The following is a 4606-nucleotide window of genomic DNA, read 5'->3' on the forward strand; positions in this document are numbered from 1 at the left end:
CCCACCGAGGCAGAGTGGATATGGATAGCCACAGCAGCAAGTGGAGCCAACGACACAAATATAGCCCAAAAGAGCAACATCGGTTCTGTTCTCTTTGGCAACTTTGCTTGGTTTAGAGATAATGCGATGCTAGGAGCTCAGACCAACCTCAATCCTAAGGTTTGGCAAGCATTTACCAATCCTGAATATGGCACTAAACCCGTAGGAGGCAAGAAGCCTAATGAGCTGGGCATCTACGACATGAGTGGCAATGTATGGGAATGGGTGGAAGACTGGTACGGAGAGCGCACCTACGAGCGTGACAATGGTCCAGCGAGTGGTACCTATAAGGTATTGAAGGGCGGAAGCTTCCACGCTAGGAAGGAATTCCTAAAAGTGGATTACCGTAAGAAGCACCTACCTGATCGGACCAATAAATTGATCGGCTTCCGAATCGTCCGTAATGTGATGACCAATAACTAAGTAAGCAATATTTATGAGACCTAATATAATAACAACCCTACTCCTCTTTACACTCCTAATAATAGGAGGCTCCAGACCTCTATATGGGCAGGAGCTACAGGAGAATTGGTGGAGCAATGGCAAGTATGCAATAGAGGATGTCGCCGATCCAGTCTACTCTTTTGACGAAGAATATATGAAAGATGTCCCCAACATCTATCTACCGATAGGCAAAACGGGCAAGCTCCCCGTAGTCATAGTGGTACATGGTTGGGCAGCATACAAAGAGCAGATGCACGACACTGCACAATTACTCGCCTCGCACGGCATGCTCGTGCTGGTTTATACCGCCATGGATCAGAATCAGCCTTTTCAATGGTTGGACGGCATCATCGCTGCCTACACGCTACTCGAGGGAGAGAATCGGCGCCCTGGTTCCAAGATACATAATAGGGTCGACTTCCAGAGAATTGGACTACTCGGACACTCAATGGGTGGAACGGGGGTACTCTTTTCGGCAGCCATGGAGAAGCCCAATGGACTGCGGGGAAAGATCAAGACCGTAGTGAGCTTGATGCCCTATCACGGCACCACCAACTTCATATCCGATGCGGTGGCTGGAGGAAAGGATAAGCTAGGGTGCGACGTTTCTGCTACTCCCAATGCTACACTCATCATCTCTGGAGAAGTAGATGAAGTGAATGAGCCCATTGGTGGCTATGAGTTTTATCAGACACTTACGCAAAACAAACGGGTATTCTTTTCCATGAAGGGGACACACCACAATGATTGGCGAAATAAAGAGGGCAAAGAGTCTGAGAATTATCCTATCGTGATGCCTGTAGTCTCCTCATGGATGCTTGCCTACCTCTGTGGAGAAAGACAATATGAAAGCTTCTTCAAAGAAGGAGGGCTTTACTTTGAGAAGTGGATACGCCCCACCCTCAAAGGAAATGTTAAAGTAGGTAGAGGGGAATTCCCAGCGTTTGAGATAAAGGAACCTTAAAAAGAGATGAAGAAAAATAGGAGACATCATAGTGTAGTGCAGTGCCTATGGCTGGCAATGCTACTGCTGTGTGCAAAGCCACTTATGGCACAGCAGGTTCAGGCAGTAGAGGTACAGCAGGCTCCCTCTGAGGTGCGTCGAAGCTGGCTCTCAGTACGAACCAATGCTTTAGCTGATATAGCATTGGTGCCCAATCTCGGCCTAGAGGCATTTATTGGAGAGCATTGGAGCTGGGAGCTCTCGGGCTACGGAGCGTGGTGGTCCAAGCCCAAAGCCAACTTCTGCTGGCGACTGAAAGGCTTGGAGAGCGAGGTCAAGTATTGGCTCGGGCAGAGGGAGCAAGGGGGCAAAGGGCATCACATAGGCCTCTATACTCAGCTCTTTGATTACGACTTTCAAATGGGAGGGCAAGGAGTGCTCGGCGATCGCACGCATTTTGGTATAGGTGTGGCGTATGGCTATGCTTGGAGCCTCGGCAAGCAGTGGACCCTAGAGGGAACCATAGGGATAGGTTATCTCCACGGTACTTTCAAGCAGTATGGAAAGCAGACAAATGGTTGCTTTCCGTGGGTGACAACGAAGCAGCTGGACTTCGTAGGCCCTACTAAGCTTTCACTCTCAATCGTCTACAGGTTATGGTAAAAGGACTAAAATATATCTTCTTGCTCTTACTACCACTTCTCTTTGTCCAATGCCAGCACAAGGAGCTCTGCTACTCCCAGGCGGTAGAGGTGGAAGTTCGTTTCGATTGGTCACAAGTACCTGAGCCACACGTGGCGGGTATGACCACTTACTTCTATCCCCTTGATAATGGCTCCGCACCAGTACGGCGAGACTTCCAAGACAAGGCGGGAGGAAGCACCACACTACGTGACGGACGCTATAGAGTGGTCGGCTTCAACAATACCTCTAGCATCCTACAGCATAGAGGCGAAGAGCACTATGAGACGATAGAGAGTTTCACTCGTAATTGTAGCCCGCTTTCGGGTGCCCTTCTCTCCCTGAGGGCACCATCGTGGGATGCGGGGAAGGACTTCCGATTACAGCCTGAGCCTTTCTATGCAGGACGAGTAAAGGAGACAAAGATTGTACCACAAGCCGATGCCACCTTAAGGCAAGTGGTGACGATAGTGATGGAGCCATGCTATCGAGAGGTGCAGATTCGGCTCACCAATGTACAGGGCTTGCAGGCGGTTCAGGGTATCTCGGCAGGCTTTGGAGGCGTGGCACCAAGCTACTTCATTGGTTTGGATAAGTGGCACGAAGGAAGTGCCTACCACCCAATAGCTATGAAGTGGAAGGGAAAGGAGGTAGAAGGCAATATGATCACCTATGGATTGCTCCCAAAAGCAAAGGGCGGGCGACAAGAGCTCATCCTCTATGTGGTGATGGCTGATGGCAAGGGCTACACTTATACCTTTGATGTCACCGAGCAAGTGGAGAAGCAAAAGGGGAAGGCATTGGTTGATATAAAGCTGGACGAGGAATTGCCCCTACCTCGAATAGATGAATCGGCTCGCAGCGGTCTAAGCATTACTGTGGAGAGTTGGAGGAAAGTCTACCTGAATATCAAGATGTAAAGGCAATAAAATAATAACTACATAAAGAGAAAGAGAAGATGAAAAGAGTAATGAAATGGGCAGTGATAGCTATAGCCTCAGCGATGGCGATGGCTTCCTGTAGCAAAGTAACAGACATAGCAGAGCCAGCAAGAGAGCAGGGGCAGATTGGGTTTACCCCCTTTATTGCAAATAGTCTACGTGCTGCGGAGATGGATATAGCTACTCTCAAGGGTACAGGTTTTACCGTATCGGCTTTTGGTAATGGAGCAGCTTATTTCGAAGGAAAGACGGTGAAGCCTGAGATCACTGGCGACCTTTGGGCACCCCAAGGAGGAGATATCCCTTGGCCAAGCTTTGAACTCGATTTTATCGCTTATGCCAACCTTGGTGAGTACGCAACAGCAACCATCGCCCAGACTGGCTCGAAGCTAGAATTGACCACCCCAACGGAGGTCGCAAAGCAGGTGGACGTCATCGTGGCTCGTGCCAAAGGCAATGGTGCCGATCACGCAACGACTGGCGTGCCACTCAATTTCAAGCACGTGCTCTCACAAATAGAGGTAAAGGCGGTGAATAGTAATGCCAATTCAGACTACAAGATCAAGGTGGCTGGAGTGAAGATTGGTCGCATCGTGAAGAAAGCCACCTTTGCCTATCCTGCAGATACCAAGAGCTCAACCACACTAAGTGGCTATACCCTTGGCACCGAAAAAGAGACCTTTGCCGATGCCATGACAGAAGCTAAGGAATTATCTGCTACCGCAGTTTCTCTGATGGGTAAGGATGGTAACTTTATGCTGATTCCACAAACGATGACCAAGTGGGATGCCACAACGCACCAAGGGAGTGGCACCGATAATAATGGCGTCTATCTCTCAGTACTCCTCAACATTACGAATAAAGAGGGCGTAGCTATCTACCCAACCGATGGCAAGTATGCTTGGGCAGCTACTCCTTTGGAGATCGCAGGAGGTCTTGAAGCAGGGAAAAAGTATGTGATCACACTTGACTTCAAGGATGGTGCAGGCTACCAAGATCCAGAGGCCAATAAGCCAGCAGGCTTTACCACAGCGACTGGAGTGGAGATTTCTAGCGATCCAGTGAAGCCAGCAATGCCAAAGCCAGGCACCCCTATCCTCACCAATCAACACATTAAGTTCACAGTACAGATAGAGGATTGGCAAGATAGTGATGCGAATACTATTAATATGCCCAACGCATAACAACACATAGAATAACTAGGGATTGGGCTGTGCCAGCCTCCATTATCTGAAGGCTTGGCACTGCCAGCTCCCATTTAATCACAAGTAAAAAAGTGGAGAGAATAAAGAGGTACTTAGGCTGGTCTCTCGTGGCACTCTTGCCACTCCTAGGCAGCTGTGCTAGGGGCGATCGTCCCGATGAGCGCCAGATGATTACTTTTGAGACCAACTGGCTAGAGATGAGGAGCGGAGTGGTGGAAGATCAAGATAACTTCCACGACGATATGCAGGTGACTGCTTTTCTACAAACCCAAGCGGGAAACCCCCTCGGCACTCTCTTTCAAGACCTCCGAGCCACAAAGGCATCAGGCTGGCGCACCAACTATCCGTGGCTC

The 4606-nt window shown here is 49.4% G+C and carries 6 protein-coding genes; all 6 read left to right on the forward strand.

Annotation, left to right across the window (positions count from 1 at the left end):
• Positions 1-462, forward strand: a 462-nt coding sequence (locus tag QVO39_RS08485) for a formylglycine-generating enzyme family protein (RefSeq protein WP_288171954.1), incomplete at its 5' end; no start/stop codon positions are given.
• Between the two features lie 13 nt (positions 463-475).
• On the forward strand, positions 476-1447 hold the full coding sequence (locus tag QVO39_RS08490) for an alpha/beta hydrolase (protein ID WP_021903805.1): 972 nt from the start codon (positions 476-478) through the stop codon (positions 1445-1447).
• Positions 1448-1453: 6 nt separating this feature from the next.
• The gene (locus tag QVO39_RS08495) at positions 1454-2089 is read left to right on the forward strand and encodes a DUF3575 domain-containing protein (RefSeq protein ID WP_021903806.1); all 636 of its coding nucleotides are present in this window, start codon (positions 1454-1456) and stop codon (positions 2087-2089) included.
• Positions 2083-3027 carry a DUF5119 domain-containing protein gene (locus tag QVO39_RS08500; protein ID WP_021903807.1) on the forward strand — a complete coding sequence of 315 codons (945 nt, stop codon included), beginning with the start codon at positions 2083-2085 and terminating at the stop codon, positions 3025-3027. The genes QVO39_RS08495 and QVO39_RS08500 overlap by 7 nt, the downstream gene beginning before the upstream one ends.
• 38 nt (positions 3028-3065) lie before the next feature.
• On the forward strand, positions 3066-4232 hold the full coding sequence (locus QVO39_RS08505; protein WP_021903808.1) for a fimbrillin family protein: 1167 nt from the start codon (positions 3066-3068) through the stop codon (positions 4230-4232).
• Between the two features lie 92 nt (positions 4233-4324).
• Positions 4325-4606: hypothetical protein (locus QVO39_RS08510; RefSeq protein ID WP_288171955.1), on the forward strand; the 282-nt coding region annotated here is incomplete at its 3' end.

Source organism: Porphyromonas sp. CAG:1061, assembly GCF_000435035.1.
Lineage (GTDB): Bacteria > Bacteroidota > Bacteroidia > Bacteroidales > Porphyromonadaceae > Porphyromonas_A > Porphyromonas_A somerae.